Source organism: Candidatus Centipeda massiliensis (genome assembly GCF_900290285.1).
Lineage (GTDB): Bacteria > Bacillota > Negativicutes > Selenomonadales > Selenomonadaceae > Centipeda > Centipeda massiliensis.
The window spans coordinates 261,153-278,375 of sequence record NZ_LT985756.1 but is presented as its reverse complement, the minus strand read 5'-3'; the positions used below and the strand labels follow the sequence as shown (position 1 = coordinate 278,375).

16 protein-coding genes are annotated in these 17,223 nt (G+C 55.3%); 10 read left to right on the top strand and 6 right to left on the bottom strand.

Annotated elements, in window-relative coordinates; all coding sequences use genetic code 11:
- Positions 1-10: 10 nt before the first annotated feature.
- Complete coding sequence (gene purB / locus C8273_RS09860) at positions 11-1,303, bottom strand: adenylosuccinate lyase (RefSeq protein WP_106627536.1); 1,293 nt, start codon at positions 1,301-1,303, stop codon at positions 11-13.
- Positions 1,304-1,470: 167 nt separating this feature from the next.
- Here purB and C8273_RS09855 point away from each other — a divergent pair, with 167 nt between their 5' ends.
- From C8273_RS09855 to C8273_RS09830, 6 genes are all read left to right on the top strand, one after another.
- Positions 1,471-2,208, top strand: a complete 738-nt coding sequence (locus tag C8273_RS09855; RefSeq protein ID WP_199821071.1) for a metallophosphoesterase family protein — start codon at positions 1,471-1,473, stop codon at positions 2,206-2,208.
- A 137-nt stretch (positions 2,209-2,345) separates the two neighbouring features.
- Positions 2,346-3,650, top strand: a complete 1,305-nt coding sequence (locus C8273_RS09850) for a purple acid phosphatase family protein (protein WP_106627534.1) — start codon at positions 2,346-2,348, stop codon at positions 3,648-3,650.
- A gap of 397 nt (positions 3,651-4,047) precedes the next feature.
- The gene (locus tag C8273_RS09845) at positions 4,048-4,584 is read left to right on the top strand and encodes a biotin transporter BioY (RefSeq protein ID WP_106627533.1); all 537 of its coding nucleotides are present in this window, start codon (positions 4,048-4,050) and stop codon (positions 4,582-4,584) included.
- Positions 4,585-4,596: 12 nt separating this feature from the next.
- Positions 4,597-5,277, top strand: a complete 681-nt coding sequence (gene bioD, locus C8273_RS09840; protein WP_106627532.1) for a dethiobiotin synthase — start codon at positions 4,597-4,599, stop codon at positions 5,275-5,277.
- Positions 5,278-5,291: 14 nt separating this feature from the next.
- On the top strand, positions 5,292-6,638 hold the full coding sequence (gene bioA, locus C8273_RS09835) for an adenosylmethionine--8-amino-7-oxononanoate transaminase (RefSeq protein ID WP_106627531.1): 1,347 nt from the start codon (positions 5,292-5,294) through the stop codon (positions 6,636-6,638).
- A 123-nt stretch (positions 6,639-6,761) separates the two neighbouring features.
- On the top strand, positions 6,762-7,862 hold the full coding sequence (locus C8273_RS09830; RefSeq protein WP_106627530.1) for a hypothetical protein: 1,101 nt from the start codon (positions 6,762-6,764) through the stop codon (positions 7,860-7,862).
- Between the two features lie 108 nt (positions 7,863-7,970).
- Here the strand turns inward: C8273_RS09830 and C8273_RS09825 are convergent, their stop codons facing one another.
- The 4 genes from C8273_RS09825 to C8273_RS09810 all read right to left on the bottom strand — a co-directional run bounded on the left by C8273_RS09825 (position 7,971) and on the right by C8273_RS09810 (position 12,026).
- Positions 7,971-9,440 carry an MATE family efflux transporter gene (locus C8273_RS09825; RefSeq protein ID WP_106627677.1) on the bottom strand — a complete coding sequence of 490 codons (1,470 nt, stop codon included), beginning with the start codon at positions 9,438-9,440 and terminating at the stop codon, positions 7,971-7,973.
- An 87-nt stretch (positions 9,441-9,527) separates the two neighbouring features.
- Positions 9,528-10,334: a MetQ/NlpA family ABC transporter substrate-binding protein gene (locus tag C8273_RS09820; protein WP_106627529.1), complete on the bottom strand. Its 807-nt coding sequence runs from the start codon at positions 10,332-10,334 to the stop codon at positions 9,528-9,530.
- 17 nt (positions 10,335-10,351) lie between these two features.
- Positions 10,352-11,005 carry a methionine ABC transporter permease gene (locus tag C8273_RS09815; protein ID WP_106627528.1) on the bottom strand — a complete coding sequence of 218 codons (654 nt, stop codon included), beginning with the start codon at positions 11,003-11,005 and terminating at the stop codon, positions 10,352-10,354.
- Positions 10,974-12,026, bottom strand: coding sequence for a methionine ABC transporter ATP-binding protein (locus tag C8273_RS09810; protein ID WP_106627527.1), 1,053 nt, complete (start codon positions 12,024-12,026; stop codon positions 10,974-10,976). The genes C8273_RS09815 and C8273_RS09810 overlap by 32 nt, the downstream gene beginning before the upstream one ends.
- Positions 12,027-12,345: 319 nt before the next feature.
- On the opposite strand from C8273_RS09810, the gene C8273_RS09805 reads away from it, so the two are divergent.
- The 4 genes from C8273_RS09805 to C8273_RS09790 all read left to right on the top strand — a co-directional run bounded on the left by C8273_RS09805 (position 12,346) and on the right by C8273_RS09790 (position 16,726).
- Positions 12,346-12,912, top strand: a complete 567-nt coding sequence (locus C8273_RS09805; protein WP_106627526.1) for a DUF3793 family protein — start codon at positions 12,346-12,348, stop codon at positions 12,910-12,912.
- A gap of 44 nt (positions 12,913-12,956) precedes the next feature.
- A complete protein-coding gene (locus C8273_RS09800) occupies positions 12,957-13,391 on the top strand; it encodes a flavodoxin (protein WP_106627525.1) in 435 nt (144 codons plus the stop codon).
- A 208-nt stretch (positions 13,392-13,599) separates the two neighbouring features.
- Positions 13,600-14,505 carry a hypothetical protein gene (locus C8273_RS09795; protein WP_106627524.1) on the top strand — a complete coding sequence of 302 codons (906 nt, stop codon included), beginning with the start codon at positions 13,600-13,602 and terminating at the stop codon, positions 14,503-14,505.
- Between the two features lie 211 nt (positions 14,506-14,716).
- The gene (locus C8273_RS09790; RefSeq protein ID WP_106627523.1) at positions 14,717-16,726 is read left to right on the top strand and encodes a DUF4357 domain-containing protein; all 2,010 of its coding nucleotides are present in this window, start codon (positions 14,717-14,719) and stop codon (positions 16,724-16,726) included.
- Positions 16,727-16,899: 173 nt separating this feature from the next.
- On the opposite strand, the gene C8273_RS09785 is transcribed toward C8273_RS09790, so the two are convergent.
- Complete coding sequence (locus tag C8273_RS09785) at positions 16,900-17,223, bottom strand: Ada metal-binding domain-containing protein (RefSeq protein WP_106627522.1); 324 nt, start codon at positions 17,221-17,223, stop codon at positions 16,900-16,902.

The window sequence follows — 17,223 nt, the reverse complement described above, 5'->3', positions numbered from 1 at the left end:
ATTCTTTCCCTCAGAGATCAAAGCGCGCGAAGATGGAATCCACATGGCGCAGGAAATAGGTATAGTCAAAGCACGCGTCAATCTCTTCCTTCGTGAGGTGTGCGGAGATGTCGGCGTCCTTTTCGACGTTGGTACGGAAATCCTCCTTTTCGAGCCAGCGCTTCATGGCGTTGCGCTGCACCCAGACGTATGCGGTCTGGCGCAGGATGCCCTTATTCACCAGTGATGTAAGGATGCGCTGACTGTAGATCAGCCCGCCCGTGCGGTTCATGTTGTGCAGCATGGCGTCGGGGTAGACGAGGAGCTTGTCCACGATGCCCGTTAGCTTGTGCAGGCAGTAGTCCACGTTGATGGTCGCATCGGGCAGGATGACGCGCTCGACGGAGGAGTGCGAGATGTCGCGCTCGTGCCAGAGGGTCATGTCCTCCAGTGCCGCGACGGCGTTGCCGCGCACGAGACGCGCCATGCCCGAGACGCGCTCGCAGTTGATCGGGTTGCGCTTGTGTGGCATCGCGGACGATCCCTTCTGCCCCGCCTTGAAGAACTCCTCCGCCTCGCGGATGTCCGTGCGCTGCAGGTTGCGGATCTCGGTTGCGATCTTCTCCATCGTGCCCGCGATGATGGCGAGCGTCGTGACGAACTCGGCGTGGCGGTCGCGCTGGATGACCTGTGTCGCGAGGCGCACGGGCGTAATGCCGAGCTTTTTGCACGTCAGTTCCTCAATGCGCGGGTCGATGTTGGAGTAGGTACCGACGGCGCCCGAGAGCTTGCCGACGGAGACGATCTCCTTTGCACGCGTCAGGCGCTCGATGTCGCGCTCGATCTCCGCGCTCCAGAGGAGCAGCTTCAGCCCGAATGTCATCGGCTCCGCGTGGATGCCGTGCGTGCGCCCGATGCACGGTGTGTGGCGGAATTCCTCAGCGCGGCGGCGCAGAACCTCGCGAAACGCGCGCAGATCGTCGAGGATGATCGCGGCGGCGTCGCGCATCATGACGCAGTACGCCGTGTCCTTGACATCGCTTGAGGTCAGCCCCTTGTGGATGTATTTTGAATCGTCACCGACGTTCTCCTCAAGGTTCGTGAGGAAGGCGATGATGTCGTGATCGGTTGTCTTTTCGATCTCGTTGATGCGTGCGACATCGAACCGTGCGTTCTTCTTGATGTTCTCCACGGCGGCGGTGGGGATCTCACCCAGCTCCGCCATCGCCTCGCACGCGGCGATCTCGACGTTTAGGATGGTCTGCCACTCGTTTTGGATCGACCAGAGATGCCCCATCTCCGGACGTGTATAGCGTTCGATCATTTGCTTCCTCCTGCACTGTGCATGAAAGACATAAACCAACATTCTTATCATATATCGCCAGACATGGAATGTCAATCGTGTACGAGTCTTTGATGCGGATACGATGAGTCGTCATTTTCATTTCAGGATTTATGCGTTATAATAAAAAGATAAAGGGGGCGATTTTCGTGGCATTTCGACGGATTCTTGCCGTGGGCGATATTCATGGTCATGCGGATCAGCTTCGTACACTTTGGAAAAAGATCGCATTCGACGATAAAGAAGATATGCTTGTCTTTCTCGGGGACTATATCGACCGCGGGAAAAAGTCTGTGGAAGCCCTGCGCTTCGTGCAGAAGCAGGTGGAGTGCCATGAGAATGTCCACGCACTCTGCGGCAATCACGAGGCAATGATGCTCGGCTATCTCAGGACGCATGGACTCGATGATTTCGACCCCATGGATCTCTGGCTGATGAACGGCGGCGATGTGACGCTGGATCAGCTCATGGGGCTCTCTGCGGAAGATGCCGAGGGATTGATTGCATTCGTCAAGGCGTGTCCTCTTTACGATCGTATCCAGCACGGCGGGCAAAGCATCCTCTTTGTCCATGCGGGGATCAATCCGCGGCAGACAAAACAGAAAGCGCGGGATTTGCTATGGATTCGTGAGGATTTCTACGATAACTATAGGGGAACAGAACTTGTCGTCGTTGGGCATACGCCGACGCAGTCGATTGGTGGGCGTGATATGAGCCGCAATGTGCCGCTCTTTTTGAAGAACAACATCATTGCCTGCGATACAGGGAGCTTTCTCCCCGGTGGGTGCATCAGCTGCGTGGATGTCGCGCGCTATCTCGATCTGCGTGCCGAGGGGCGGGAAATGACGGCAGAGGCGCTTGCCTCCTGCTACGAGCAGAGTGGCTGAGCCGACAATGAAAAATGGATGATTCGCACACACGGGGGCACGGATCAAATGCGGCAAGATGGCCGGGATGCGTTGATCCGAGATTCCCAAGGTTTCATGATGAGGTGTGATGGTTATAGACGAGGAAATGTGAAGGAATGGAAAATAAAGCGAAGATCAATCGACGGACATTTATTAAGGCGGTGACTGCGGCAGGGGTGGCTGCGGCGGGCGGTGCGGCACTCTGGCAGTTCGGCGGACTGCGCGGTCTTCGGGATACGGCACTGCGGCAGTTCCCGGGCGTGCTCTATGTCGAGCGGCTGCGGCAGGTGGCGGCAGAGACGGGACGGGCACGCGTTATTATGTGGGAGCTGCTGTCCCCCGCAGAGAATCAGATCCTCGAACTGCGCGTGCAGGATACGGGAGATACGCGCCGCTTTGCGGTGTCGGATGACCGCTTTACGGATGATGGTATTGAGGTCTATCAGTATACGGCGGAGCTGGATCTGATGCCAGGCACGCATTATCAGTACCGCATCACGGCGGGGGATATGGCAACGGATTGGCAGGAACTCTACGCGCCGTCGGCGAACGAGCCTTACAAGATGCTGCTCTTTCCCGACTCCCAGTCCTCGGACTATGCGGACTGGAAGGAACTGGCGCATCTGGCATGGGCACGTAATACGGACGCGCAGCTCTTTGCCTGCATGGGCGACCTCGTGGACAATGGAGAGGATCGCCTGCAGTGGACGGAGTTCTTTGTCGGAGTGAAGGAAATGCAGCGTTCGATTCCGATTGCACCCGTCATGGGCAACCACGAGACTTACAACCGCGACTGGAAAACCCGTCTGCCTGCGGCGTATCTGCATTATTTCAAAACGCCGAGGAACGGGAGCAAGGAGTTCGAGCGTTACTACTATTCCTTTGACTATGGCGATGCCCACTATGTCGTACTGTGTACGCAGCAAAAGGAAATCGGTGATTTTAAGCACGGGCTGATGGAAGAACAGCGCGCGTGGCTGCGCCGCGACCTGAAGGCGCATCGGAAGCGTTGGAACATCGTCCTCATGCACAAGGATGTGCTGCAATACCGCATCAACGGACATCCCGAGCGCCCCGAGGGCATTGATGAGGACAATGGGCGCGTGTGGATGCCGATGTTCGACGAACTTGCGATTGACGTCGTCTTTACGGCACATCTGCACACGTATCGGAATCGCGGACATATCTACGGATTTGAGAAGACAGCGGCGGGGAAGGGACCTCTCTACATCCTTACGGGGGTTGCAGGCAATGTACGCTATCCGAATCTTTGGATCGACCACGCCTTTGACGAGGTGACACTGCCGCAGCCCGAGACGGATAACTATCTCACGATGGAGGTTACGCGGGACGCGCTTGAGATTGCGTGCTTCCTGCCCGATGGGACGGAGATGGATCGCGTGCGCGTGACGAAGCGATAGGGCTTGAAAAGATTTGTGTTCTGTTGTATAATACGCATAGAAAAGGTGCTATCGTGTAAACGGTCAGCCCCTTGTATAGTTGGAAAGTAAAACCGCCTATAACTTGGCTGCTATGGGGCGGTTTACTTTTTTATCAGTAATACTAGAACGACAAGCAACAAAAGCGTAATATTTGTTTCGTTCATCGTCAATCACCTCATTTCGAGGCTTGATTAACCGTCCACCGAATAGATAGCACCAACTGCATTATAACACATGAGACAGTCTGCGTGCTGTCTTTTTTTGTGCACATTTTGTAAACCGGAATAAAATAAATCGGTTGACAGTAAAATGCGAAACGTGTATGATAAAGCAGGTTTATTTTGATGATAAATATGCTTGGAGGTATCTGAACATTATGAAGCTACGAGAAATAATTCTTTGCGGACTCTTTATTGCACTCGTTGCCGTCGGGGCGTTCGTCCGCATTCCGGTCGGGACGGATGTGTATACGCTCCAGTTCCTCTTTACGCTGCTTGCGGGGCTGATGCTCGGGGCGCGGCTTGGAGCACTTGCGATCGGGACGTATGTGCTGATGGGACTGGTCGGGATTCCCGTCTTTGCCTCGGGCGGTGGACCGGGCTATGTGCTTCAGCCGACGTTCGGCTATCTTGTAGGATTCATTGTGCAGGGGTGGGTGACGGGCGCGTTCGTCCGCACGGGGGCACCGACATTTCGTCGCGCACTTATCGCGTGCCTTCTGGGCATGGTGGTGGTCTATGTCTTCGGAATCTCGTATTTCTACTTTGCGTCGAACTATATCATCGACGCGCCGATTGGGTTCTGGGTCGCGATCTGGTACTGCGGCGTGCTGCAGGTTCTGCCGGACTTCCTGCTCTGCGTGGCAGCGGCGTACATCGGCGTGCGGCTGCAGCGGGCGGGGCTGTGGCTGTAAGGAGAGAATAGCATGGGCAAGGCATTATTTATCACGGGCACAGGGACGGACATCGGCAAGACCTATGTCACGGGACTGATCGTAAAGAAGCTGCGCGATGCGGGACTTCGGGCGGGCTACTACAAGGCAGCGCTCTCGGGGGCAGAGATCCTCGCGGACGGTACGTTGCTGCCGGGCGATGCGCTCCATGTCGCACGCGTCGCGCACCTTGCGGCAGAGGACGCAAGCGTTTCCTATATCTACCGCGATGCCGTATCGCCCCATCTTGCCGCACAGATCGAGAGCTGTCCGATGAACTTTCACAAAGTGGAGCAGGACTACCGCGCGGCGAAGGAGCGGACGGACTATCTGACGGTGGAGGGGAGCGGCGGCATTATCTGTCCGATGCGCTGGGATGACGCGGCGCATGTCATTCTGGACGATCTCGTCCTTCGCCTCGGGCTCGCTGCGCTTGTTGTTGCGGACGCGGGGCTTGGCACTATCAACGCCGCCGTGCTGACGGCAGAGCATTTGAAGATGCGCGGCATTCCTCTGAAGGGATTTGTCTTCAACAGCTGGGCGGGCGGTGTGATGCAGGAGGACAATGTGAAGATGGTCGAGGCACTGACGGGAGCGCCCGTACTTGCCCGTGTGGAGCACGGCGCTGCAGCGCTGCCGATGCCGGCAGAAGCACTCGCGGCGCTGTATGACTGAGAGAGGGAGAGACTATGCCGACGATTGAACAGCGTGATTTGCGCCATATCTGGCATCCATGCGCGCAGATGAAGGACTATGAGCAGCTGCCGCCGATGGTCATTGACCATGCAAAGGGGGCGTGGCTCTACGATGTGCATGGGCATTCCTACCTCGACATTGTGAGTTCGTGGTGGGCAAACCTCCTCGGGCACACAAACGAGAAGATCAATGCGCGCATCAAGGCGCAGCTCGACCGGCTCGAACACGTTATCTTTGCGAACTTCTCCCACCGCCCCGCCATCGAGCTTGCCGAGCGGCTCGCCTCTCTCGTGCCCGCAGGGCTGACAAAGTTCCACTTCAACGACAACGGCTCCTCGGCGGTCGAAGCGGCGCTCAAGATGGCATTCCAATACTGTCAGCAGACGGGGCGCACGGAGAAGACACGCTTTATGTGCCTCACGGAGAGTTATCACGGCGAGACGATCGGCGCACTCTCGGTTGGGAGCATGGATCTTTTTGCCGAGATGTACCGACCGATGATGATGGACAACATCCACGTCGAGGCTCCCGACTGCTATCGCTGCCCGTTCGGAAAAATGCGGGAGCACTGTGCCTGTGAGTGCTTTGTCCATGCGGAGCGTGCCTTTGCGGAGCATGGGCATGAGACGGCTGCGATGATCGTCGAGCCGCTCCTGCAGGGAAGTGCGGGGATGCGTATCTATCCCGAGGAGTACCTCCGAAAGCTGCGTGCTCTCTGCGACGCACACGACGTACTCCTCATTGCGGACGAGATTGCAACGGGCTTCGGGCGCACGGGACGGCTCTTTGCCTGTGAGCGTGCAGGCATTACGCCCGACCTCATGTGCCTCTCGAAGGGGCTGACGGGCGGCTATATGCCCATGTCGATCACCATTGTAAAAGAGAAGATCTACGAAGCGTTCTATGCCGACTGGAGCGAGGGCAGGGCGTTTATGCACTCGCACACCTATGCGGGCAATCCGCTCGGCTGCGCGGCGGCGCTTGCCGTGCTCGACATCCTCGACGAGGAAAATATCTTGGAGCGGGCGGAGAATACGGCGGCATGGCTGACCAAGCGCATGACGGAGGCGTTCGGCACGCATCCGAACGTCGGCGAGATTCGTCACATCGGACTGATTCACGCCGTGGAGCTCGTCGAGGATCGCGCAGAGAAGCGTCCCTTTGACGGAAAACGCCGCCTCGGCTACGCGATCTATCGCCGTGCGCTGAAACATGGACTGCTCCTGCGTCCGCTTGGCGACGTGCTCTACTTCAATCCGCCGCTGAATATCAGCAGAGACGATCTCGAAATCGCCATTGAGCATATGAAGCTCTCGATGGACGAAGTGCTCGAAGCATAATACGAAAAAAGGAGACGTCCGATGGGGCGTCTCTTTTTGGTGAAAAGCCGTGTCGTGTAGTGATTGAACGAAACGCGCTTCAATGCTATAATGACAGTAATTTTCATGAAGGGAGGCGCGGCGATGCCGATGGATGAGTTTGCGTGGCGCGTGCGGCTGGCGCGTCGGCGAAGATCGCATGAGCGGAAATTTATGATGGCGGCGGGGCTGATTGTTCTGACGATCGGGGTGCTCGCGTGGTACTTTGCCTACTATATCCAGCGTCCCGCATACGCGCTTGCGCAGGCGGCAGCGGCGGTCGAGGAGCACGATCTCACGGAGTTCCAACATCGTGTGGATATTGCATCGGTAGCAGATGCGGGCTATGATGATCTCACCTACGTCCTCTTTTCGCGCGACACGAGTCTCAAGGAGTCTGAGCGCGATGCCTCCGGAAAGTTTTACCAGAGCATCAAGGGGAGCGTTACGGCAGGGCTGGTGCATACGATAGAGTTTGCCGTTCAAAATGATGTGTGGACGGAGCCTGAGGGCGTTGATGAGCTCAAGGGGCGTCAGCTCGGCATTGACTACGAGTATCTGATGGAGTGCAGTCATCTGCGCGATACAGAGCTGGTCAGCATCGGTGATCTCGTGCGCGATGGGAGTGCCGTTCTTGCGACGATCCATGTCCAGGATGGCGGCACGGGTCTTGAGTTTCCCCTGCAGCTGCGCATGGAGCAGGGGGACACGGGCTGGCGGATCGTGCGCGTGGCGAACTACCGCGCCTATCTTGAGGCAGTTCAGACGGCGGCGAGCAGCGATGTTTCCCGCTATATCAAGGCGACGCGTCCCATCGTGGATCGATATAATGGCATTTTTCGCTCGGCACAGCGTGAGTTTCACAGCCTGACGGAAACGGCGTGGGGCACGTATACGATCGAGCGCCGTAAGGCACTCATCCATCTCCTGCAGGAGGACGTGATTCCCTCGCTGAAAAAATATCAGAACGAGCTGGATGCCGTGGAGATCCCGCGTGGTGCAGCGTATCTTGCCGCCCAGCGCAAGGCGGCGACGGAGGCCTCCATCGCCTCGTATGAGAGCTTTGTGAAGGGGCTTGATACAGGGCTGCCCGAGGATTTTGCACGCGCGGAGACGCTGCACAAGCAGGCGCTCACATACGATCTGCGCGTCGGCGACATGATCCGGCGCGGTGCGGTGAGTGCGGAGACGCCCGCGACGCCGTAAAGGAATCGCTGATAAAAGGAGGTTCGTCAGAACGGTGTAGCTTTGCCGAAGCCGGAAAAATGCGTCAAGATGCTGCGGCTGAGTCTATCTGCGCCTCCTAAAGTCGTCTTATGCTGCCTTTTCGATGCGTGCCATCGCCCGCCGACATCCAGCCCACAGCAGCACAGCCATGACAAAGAAGCTGACGCTGTAAGCACTGTAGACGATGTGCATGGAGTGAGTCCCGGCAATGTCCCACGCCCAGCACCACGCGACGCGGAACACGCAGTAGGCGGCGAGCGCAGTCATCATGGGATAGAGCGTATCGCCGAGGCCACGCATCGCGCCAATATAGATCTGATTGATGCCATAGAGCCAGTAGAACGGGAAGGTGTAGTAGACGGCGTCCAGAGCGTTCTCTGTGACGGCGGGATCGTTGGTGAAGAGTGTGACGAGCGCGGGCGCAGCAAGCCCCGCGATGAGTGCCATGCCCATCGCCCCACCCGCTGCAAGACGCAGGCTGGTACGCAGTCCCGTGTGGATGCGTGCGAGGTCACCTGCGCCGACGTTTTGACCGATGAAGCTCGTGAGCGCGATCCCGAACGCGAAGAGGGGGTAGTAGAGGAAGCCCTCGACGCGGGCGTAGACGGTCATGCCTGCCATCGCCGCATAGCCGAACGAGTTGATGTAGGTCTGGATGATGAGGGAGGAGATGCTCATAAAGACCGCCTGCAGTCCCGCCGGGATGCTCGTGCCGAGGATGGGCATGATGTGCTTCGGAACGAAGATGGGGCGGGCAAGGCGAAACTGCCATGCGCCGCGCAGATGGCGGAACTTGCGCAGGGCGAGCAGAGCCGCCGTATACTGTGCAATGATGGTCGCCGCTGCAGCACCTGCAATGCCGCAGGGGATGATGAAGAGGAGGAGAATATCGAGGACAATGTTGAGCAGGACGGCAGCAGCAAGGTAGTGCAGGGCACTTGTCGTATTGCCGAGTGCACGGAGAATGGCACTTGACGTGTTGTAGAGAAGCTGCGCGAATAAGCCGAGCAGGGCGACGCGCAGGTACAGACTTGCCATCGGGATGAGTTCATCGGGTGTGGAGAGCGCCGCGAGGAGGACGGGCGTCAGTGCAATGCCCGCCGCCGTAAAGAGAATGGTGAAGACGAATACGATGATGAAGATACTCTGCACGAGCGCGCTGAGACGCGTGTACTCCTTTTCGCCGTAAAGATGGGAAACAAGGACGCTGAGACCTGCCGAGAAGCCGATGAAGAAGTTGACGATGACCGATAGGATCAGACCTGCCGTGCCGACCGCCGCAAGCGCCTCTGCGCCGAGTGCCTGCCCGATCAGGGCGGTGTCTGCAATCGTGTAGAACTGCTGCAGGAGCTGCGAGAGCAGGATGGGCAGCATAAATACAAGCAGCTGCCGCATGATCGCGCCGCGCGTAAAGTCCTGCTGATCAGCACTGTGGAAGAGAAGAACGTGCAGGTGGTGCATATTGTGATGGAGAAAGTCGTAGGTGAGCGGGTTGCGTATGCCGTAGATCCGCTCGCGGCGTTTGAGTGCGTAAAGTTTGCTGAGAATCTTATTCATAATGAGATATTCTATCACATAGAAGTATATAAGCAAACAAAAACAGGAGAACCGTGTGGTTCTCCTGTTTGCTGTCGCGGTCATTCCTCAGAATGCAGGGATGATCGCGCCTTTGTATTTCTCGTTGATGAAGTTCTTGACCGCCTCGGAGTGGAGCGCCTTCATGAGCGCCTGAATCTCGGGGCGGTTCTCATCGCCCTGACGGACGACGAGGATGTTGACGTACGGGGAGGTCTTGTCCTCCATGAAGAGCGCGTCGCGCGTCGGCACGAGATCCGCCTGCATTGCCCAGTTCGTGTTGATGACGGAGATATCGACATCGTCGAGCGTACGCGGCAGCTGCGGCGCCTCGATCTCTTTGAAGACGAGCTTCTTCGGGTTGTCGACGACATCCTGCACGGTTGCGGCAGCGCCGACGCCGTCCTTCAGCTTCAGCAGTCCTGCACGTTCGAGAAGGAGCAGGGCACGCCCGCCGTTCGTGGGATCGCTCGGAATGGAGACCTGTGCACCGTCCTTGACTTCGTTGATGTTCTTGATCTTGTGTGAGTAGATGCCCATCGGCTCAACATGAACGCCGAGGACGTTCGCGAGCTTCAGCTCCGGATGCTCGGTGACAAAGTTCTTGAGGTACGGCTCATGCTGGAAGAAGTTCGCGTCGATTTCCTTGTCGTTCGTCGCAAGGTTCGGCTGCACGTAGTCGTTGAACTCAACGATCTCGAGTTTGATGCCCTCCTTTGCAAGTTCGGGCTTAATAACCTCTAGAATTTCGGCATGGGGGACAGGGGAGGCGCCGACCTTGACGACCTTCTCCGTCTTGTTGTCCGCCGCACCGCCGCCGCAGCCGACAAGGGCGAGCGTCGTGAGTGCGAGTACGAGGGTGAGTAGTTTTTTCATAAAAACCTCCTTGAAAATCATCTTTTATTCAGCCGTGCAGCGAGGGCATTGCCCACGAACTGCACGAGCTGGACGAGAACGATGAGAATGACGACCGTCGCAATCATGATGTCGGGGCGGAAGCGCTGGTAGCCGTAGCGGATCGCGAGATCGCCGAGACCACCGCCGCCGATTGCGCCCGCCATTGCGGACTCCCCGACGAGGGCGATGATGACGGTTGTGAGCTGGCTGACGATGCCCGGCATGGACTCCGGCAGCAGCACGCGCGTGATGATCTGCATCGGCGTTGCACCCATCGCGAGTGCCGCCTCAATGAGTCCGTGCGGCACCTCGCGCAGCGAGGTCTCCACCTGACGCCCGATGAAGGGGACGGAGGCAATGACGAGCGGCACCATTGCCGCCGTTGTACCGATGGCAGAACCCACGATGAGGCGGGTCAGTGGGATGATTGCAACCATCAATATGATAAATGGGATGGAGCGCACGGCGTTGACGATGCCGCCCACCATGCGGTTCACGAGCGGCGCGTCGAGGATTTCCCCCTTCCCCGTGACGTGCAGGAGCACGCCGAGCGGGACGCCAATGGCGGTTGAGATCGCCATGCTGACAATGACCATGTAGATCGTCTCGCCCAGTGCCTTAGTTAGAAGGGGAATCGTTTCGGCGGACATAGCCGATCACCTCCTGTTTCAAATGCTGTGCAGACAGATATGAGATCACTGACTCAATCTCGGAGCGCTCACCGCGTATCCCAATGATCATACGGCCGAACGGCAGCTCCTTGATCTGGTCGAGCGTGCCGAACAGCATCGTGACCTCAACGTCAGGGAAGAGGCGGATCATATCGGCAAGCACGGGATCGTCCGCACGCTCCCCGAGGAAGGTGAGGCGCAGCAGCATATAGCTGTCGCGGCTCGGTGTTTCCTCAATGGGATTGCCGCGAAATGCGGTCGGCAGCTCGTTCGAGAGGAGTACACTGATGAACTCCTGCGTGATCGGCTCGCGCGGTGCGGTGAATACATCCACCACGTCGCCCTCTTCGGCAATGACACCGCCGTCGATGACGGCGACGCGGTCACAGATATCCTTGATGACCTGCATCTCGTGGGTGATGACGACGACGGTCAGCCCCATGCGGCGGTTGATGTCGCGGATGAGCGTGAGGATGGACTTTGTTGTCTGCGGGTCGAGTGCGGAGGTCGCCTCGTCGCACAGCAGCACCTTCGGGTCATTTGCGAGTGCGCGTGCGATGCCGACGCGCTGCTTCTGTCCTCCTGAGAGGTGGCTCGGATAGGCGTCCGCCTTGTCCGCAAGGCCGACAAGCGCAAGCAGCTCCGTCACCTTCGGTCGGATCTCGTCCGTCGATTTTCCCGCGAGTTTCAGCGGAAAGGCGACGTTGTCGTAGACCGTCGCGGAGGACAGCAGATTGAAGTGCTGGAAGATCATGCCGATGTGGCGGCGTTCCTCGCGCAGCTCGCCTTCGGTCATCTTCATCAGATCGCGTCCGCCGACGAGCACCTCACCGCTCGTCGGACGTTCAAGCATATTGATGCAGCGGATGAGCGTGGACTTGCCCGCGCCCGACAGACCGATGATACCATAGATCGTGCCGCGCTCGATGGAGAGATTGATCCCGCGCAGTGCGTGGATGTCGCCCTCATAAGTTTTGACAATATTTTTTAAATGTATCATGTACGATGGCTTCCTTTGCCCCTAGGGGTACGAATTCGGGCTTATCTAAATATACCTTGACAAACGTAGCACACGCATGAATTTTTGTCAATGTTTTCAGTCGCGGACGAACCGCGCTTCCTAAAATCTCTCTATTGATACATAAAAAAGATTCTGTTGTCACTGAGGACAATCTCCGCTATAATAGAACCAGACCATAGCAGAATACTCTCCTCTGTGAGAAAAGATGTTGCTAATGAGAATTGTTTGCTGTATAATGAAATGCGAATGGTTTTCAGTGCTGTATTTATTGCGCCTTAGCACGGAGGGGGATATTACGATGCGTTGTCCAGATTTTGAGCATTTGCTCGGCTATCACGCTGCACCCCTGCTTGCGGGTCTGACGGCGGGGAGCTTGCTGTCGTTTCAAAAGAGCCGCTTTCAGGATTTTGAGGCATTGCTTGCTGCATACGAACCGTGTTTTTCCTGCAAAGGGATCTCGACATTCCGCGTGGCGGAGGGCGAGGAGTATGTCCTCATACTCTTTTACCGTGCGGAGATCGTCGCACGTATGCTTGCGGTGCCGGCGGCACAGGAGATCCTTTGTGCGGCGGGCTATCGCCTCACGGACAGCATGGAGGAGCGGCTTGAGTTCCTGCGTCTGCGGATGCGCGTACGCAAGACACTCCCGCCGGAGGTCGGTCTCTTTCTCGGCTATCCTCCGGAGGATGTGCGCGAATTTATCTCGCGGCGGGGACAGGATTTTGTGTGCAGCGGATACTGGAAGGTCTATACGAACGAGGCTGAGGCACGGGCGCTCTTTGAGCGATACTCGGCTTGTACTCAGGAGTTCTGTACGCGGCTGGAGGCGGGATGCCCCCTTGCTGAGTTGGTACAGGCGGTATAGGGAGAGAGATACGTTCTCTCGGGTTCTATGAGGAGGATTTCATAATGGCAAAGGTAGCAGTTGTGTACTGGTCCGGCACGGGCAACACGCAGAAGATGGCAGAGGCAGTCGTCGAGGGCGCGCAGGGCGCGGGTGCTGACGTCGAGTGCTTTGAGGTGGACAGCTTCTCCGTGGATCAGATCGATGGCTTCGATGGTCTTGCGCTCGGCTGCCCTTCGATGGGGGCTGAGGAACTCGAGGAGGGGTCGTACGAGCCGTTCTTTGCAGCAGCTGTGGACAGCGGCAAGCTCACCGGCAAGCCGGTCGTGCTCTTTGGCTCGTGGGGCTGGGGCGCAGGCGCGTGGATGGAGACGTGGTCTGAGCGCACGAAGGAAGCCGGCGCAAATCTCGTCGACACGTTCATCGTTGAGAACGAGCCGGACGAAGAGGGGCTTGATGGCAGCAAGAATCTCGGCGCTGCACTCGTTGGGGCTCTCTGATACGCACTGCATTCCACGACAGAAAATGGAGTCGCTTCGCGCGGGGCGGCTCTTTTTCTATGACCGGATATTATAGATAGGTGACATATATTCGCATGATTCCAGCAGGATTTCCGGGCTGTGTGGAGAAATAAGAAAAGATATATGTCGTGTTTTCACATTTGTGTGAAATGGGATGGAGATAAAGAGCGGAAAGGGTTGATGGTCGATGGAAACTGAGGCAGCGGCAGCCGCTGTGCAGACGGTGGGGTTCATTCACCCCGTAATGGCAGATGTGATGACGATTCTCTCGTTTGTCCTCGTCATAGTAAGCGTCGCGGTCGCGGCACTCGCGACGCATTATGCGTGGCGGCAGACGGGCGGTACCGTCGATGTCATTGAGGGTCACGTCTCATGGCTGCGTACGGAGGCGGAGCGGCTTTCGGCGGAGATCCAGGCATCGGTGACGAAGGATAGTCAGACTGCGGGAGAAGTGGAAAAACTCAGGGAGCAGATCGGGCTTCTTGAGACCCGTATCGGTCAGGTTGAGGAGCAGGCGAAACAGTTTGCCGCAGACATTGGGGCGCTGAAGGAGTGTGCTGCCGCCGCGCCTGTGCCGGCTGCACCGGAACCAGAACCTGAGCCGGAACCGGAACCCGAACCGGAGGAAGAGGAGATTGATCTGGACGCACTTCTGGAGAGTAAGCCGATCTGGCAGGATCTTCTCGACGATTACCATGCGCTGCGCGAGACCTTCTCGCCCGAACGCGGCGAGGAACTCTGTCAGCCCCTCATTGACAAGTATGGGCTGCATCTCTTGATATGCACAGATCATGCAGCGGTTGAGAACGGAAAGACTATGCCGAAGTTCGAGACCGTGGATGACATCAATGAGGCGACGTTTTGGGCGTATGACATCCCGGGGCAGCCGAACGACTTTGCCGTCATACCAAGCCCTATGTTCCCGTATGACCAGAAGATGCACGATGAAGCGGGGATGAAGGAGACCTTTGCAACCCGCTACGAAAAGGGAAAAAGCTACGATCAGCTTACCGTTGATATGCCTGCACTCTTCTCACTGAACAAGGGCAAGTGGAACATTGAACAGCCGGGACTTTTGAAGCTCGAGGGATAACTGAATTACGAGGAAAACGGGGGCTGTTGTACGAAGCTAGAAAACTTCGTGCAACAGCTTCCTTTTTTGTCGATTGGGATCCTGTGGGTTACTACTGAAAAAGAAGCTTATAGTAGTGAATTTAATATTGAAATCAAAGAGAAACTATTATAGAATTCAAATTAGATGCTACAGTATAAAGTTAAAAATACATAGAAAGAGCAGGCGCCCCATGAGCAATAAAATTATCGGTAAAGAATATCCCTTGGCAAAGATTTTCAGTGCGGATTTTGAATATCATATTCCAGGATACCAACGTCCATACGCTTGGACAGAAACTGAGGCCAGTGTCCTATTTGATGATTTATATGATTTCTTTCAAGCCGATACAGAGGGTAATTATTTCCTTGGGAGCATTGTTTTAATTAAATCGGAAGGAGAACGGCGTGCTGAGGTTATTGATGGGCAGCAGCGCCTTACCACCCTATCAATTTTGTTTGCTGCGATGTCGGATCGCTTCACTGGTGAAGAGTATAAGGCTCGCTGTAAGAACTATTTGCAGGAGGAGGGGAATATACTGGAGGGAATTTCCGCACAGCCGCGCGTCTTCTTGCGGGATCGGGATCAGGATTTCTTTTCCAAATATATTCAGGACGTACGACTCAATAATTTGAATGATCTGGATCCTGCAACAATGGATACAGAGGCAAAGAGGCATATTCAGGCGAACTGTGCCGTCTTACGTGAGAAATTCAAGGAGTATTTTAACGGTGATGATGACCTGCTCAAATTCTCTAAAGTGTTCCTAACGCGTTGTTTTTTTGTCGTTGTGTCAACGCCGAATCAAGAATCTGCATTCCGTGTCTTTTCTGTTATGAACAGCAGAGGTCTTGATCTGCTGCCGATAGACATCATCAAATCTAAAACGATCGGGCATCTTCCAACAGATCAGCAAAAGGCATACACTGATCGCTGGGAAGAGTTGGAGAGTCTCACCGGTCGCGACGGATTCAATGATGTTTTTTCACATACACGCATGATTTTTGCGAAAGAACGCCCCAGGAAGACTTTGCTCGAAGAATTTACGGAATATGTTCTACAGGAAACACAGCCTGCCGAGCTGATTGATGAATACATCGAACCCTATACTGGGGCATACGTTCAACTGAGAGACTGTGCATATATTTCGACAAAACATGCCGATGAAATCAACAATCTGTTGTATTGGTTGAATAAAACGGACAACAAAGACTGGATGCCTACGGCAATTAAATTTTTGACGACCTATAAAAATGATTCGGCGTATATTCTTTGGTTTATCAAAAAGCTGGAGCGGCTTGCTTCTTATCTATACATTACGGGGCAGGACGTAAATCATCGCGTAAATCGCTATAAATGGATTTTGGTCGAAATGGAGAACCGTCCCGATAGCAGTATTGCAGATCCGCTTGTCAATATTGAACTGACAGCATGGGAGCGGGAGATGTTTCGCGACACTTTGGATGGCGAGATCTATTCCATGACATCGAAGCGCAGGAACTATATCGTACAACGGTTGGACTCCTTTGTAGGAGACGGGGGCGCCACGTACACTGATGTAGTGTTCACCATCGAACATGTCCTTCCTCAGCATCCTCAATCCGGTAGTGAGTGGATGCAGCTCTGGGCGGATGAGGATCGGAAGTATTGGTTGAACCGCATAGCCAACCTCGTTCCCTTGACCAGAAGACATAATGCCGCAGCGCAGAATTATGATTTCAATACGAAAAAAAATAAATACTTCAAATCCAAGAATGGAACGAGTTCCTACGCTCTTACAACACAGGTTCTTCATGCCTCTGAATGGACACCGGAATATGTTCAGAAACGTCAGGAGACACTTGCAGCAGTTTTTTCAAAGCATTGGGAATTGGATGCGGAAAATGCCATCCCCCTGGATTCAAACTTCAAGCTGGCGGGGCGTGGGGCAAGCGCGACCGGGTATCCGGATGATAATGGTACATTTGTTGTACTGAAGGGCAGCAGAATCTCTTCTGCTGTTACAAGCGGGCTACAGCCATCGTATTGTGCGAAGAGAGAAGAGTTGATCAAAGAGGGGGTTATCCTGAACAGTGTATTTATAGAAAACTATACTTTTGACAGTGTTTCTGCAGCCGCCTCTGTCGTTCTTGGTCGGGCTTCAAATGGACGAACCGAGTGGACCATGATTGATGGGCGTACGATTGCTCATGCGGGACACTGATCATCGAGGTATGCGCATCCGAAATATTTGTTTCTCTGATGATATATCGATATGGGAGACATGGAAGTGCCCCTACAGACGTAAGCAGCGAAATGGCGGCAGTCGAGGAGATCATTCCTCGGCTGCCGCTCTTTGATGTTATATACAATGTTTTCAGCGTTGGTGAATCATACTTACAGAAAATCGACATTCTTTTTCGTTTCTTCAAGATTGCCGGGAATGATTCTTCCTTCTTTCCAGAGCCTGTAATGCTCTCTCATGCAGTTTCCACAGGGGCGAAAACCGGCAGCGATGGCAGTGGCTTCATCTTTGAAAAAGACGCGGTGCTTGATATACACTTCTCCATATTTCCCATGCAGTGTTGCGTTGGCCGATGGGCAGTCCATACGACCATAGATTTTGTCTTTTCCGTTGCCGCCAAGCGTTCCTTTCTCAGGGGAAAGATACGCTTCACCATTTTTATCTATCAGTTTATACGGTTTCTGAATCTCAACCAT

Coding starts and splice junctions, on each gene's coding strand:
- C8273_RS09795 (WP_106627524.1), top strand. CDS start 13,600: ATGGAAACTGAGGCAGCGGCAGCCGCTGTGCAGACGGTGGGGTTCATT.
- C8273_RS09815 (WP_106627528.1), bottom strand. CDS start 11,005: ATGTCCGCCGAAACGATTCCCCTTCTAACTAAGGCACTGGGCGAGACG.
- C8273_RS09785 (WP_106627522.1), bottom strand. CDS start 17,223: ATGGTTGAGATTCAGAAACCGTATAAACTGATAGATAAAAATGGTGAA.
- C8273_RS09810 (WP_106627527.1), bottom strand. CDS start 12,026: ATGATACATTTAAAAAATATTGTCAAAACTTATGAGGGCGACATCCAC.
- C8273_RS09800 (WP_106627525.1), top strand. CDS start 12,957: ATGGCAAAGGTAGCAGTTGTGTACTGGTCCGGCACGGGCAACACGCAG.
- C8273_RS09825 (WP_106627677.1), bottom strand. CDS start 9,440: ATGAATAAGATTCTCAGCAAACTTTACGCACTCAAACGCCGCGAGCGG.
- bioD (WP_106627532.1), top strand. CDS start 4,597: ATGGGCAAGGCATTATTTATCACGGGCACAGGGACGGACATCGGCAAG.
- C8273_RS09845 (WP_106627533.1), top strand. CDS start 4,048: ATGAAGCTACGAGAAATAATTCTTTGCGGACTCTTTATTGCACTCGTT.
- C8273_RS09830 (WP_106627530.1), top strand. CDS start 6,762: ATGCCGATGGATGAGTTTGCGTGGCGCGTGCGGCTGGCGCGTCGGCGA.
- bioA (WP_106627531.1), top strand. CDS start 5,292: ATGCCGACGATTGAACAGCGTGATTTGCGCCATATCTGGCATCCATGC.
- C8273_RS09850 (WP_106627534.1), top strand. CDS start 2,346: ATGGAAAATAAAGCGAAGATCAATCGACGGACATTTATTAAGGCGGTG.
- C8273_RS09820 (WP_106627529.1), bottom strand. CDS start 10,334: ATGAAAAAACTACTCACCCTCGTACTCGCACTCACGACGCTCGCCCTT.
- purB (WP_106627536.1), bottom strand. CDS start 1,303: ATGATCGAACGCTATACACGTCCGGAGATGGGGCATCTCTGGTCGATC.
- C8273_RS09805 (WP_106627526.1), top strand. CDS start 12,346: ATGCGTTGTCCAGATTTTGAGCATTTGCTCGGCTATCACGCTGCACCC.
- C8273_RS09790 (WP_106627523.1), top strand. CDS start 14,717: ATGAGCAATAAAATTATCGGTAAAGAATATCCCTTGGCAAAGATTTTC.